The organism is Pseudomonas sp. 2995-1 (assembly GCF_002742505.1).
Classification (GTDB): domain Bacteria; phylum Pseudomonadota; class Gammaproteobacteria; order Pseudomonadales; family Pseudomonadaceae; genus Aquipseudomonas; species Aquipseudomonas sivasensis.
Genome location: NZ_LJSA01000045.1, coordinates 1 through 231 on the forward strand (window position 1 = coordinate 1; position 231 = coordinate 231).

The 231-nt window shown below is 32.5% G+C and carries 1 protein-coding gene; it reads right to left on the reverse strand.

Translation table 11 applies throughout. The features are described from left to right. Window positions 1-231 (reverse strand): PAS domain-containing protein (locus AOA61_RS31640; protein WP_218197289.1); only part of this gene is annotated, 231 nt, incomplete at both ends.

Sequence of the window (231 nt, forward strand, 5' to 3'; positions counted from 1 at the left end):
ATTCAAATTCTTGGGGTTCTCCTAACATTGCAAGACGAAAATGGCCTTTCACACGTTTCACATCACCCTTGTGGACAAATGAAGTAAAATGTTGACTTAAATCTTCAATTGTATAGCCAGCAAAATTATGAAACGATGGATTCGCTTCAAAAATATAACCTTTTTTGTTTATTTTATAAATTGGGTATGGGTAGTTTTTATATAAAACATCGTGGTCTTGTTTATCAGTTC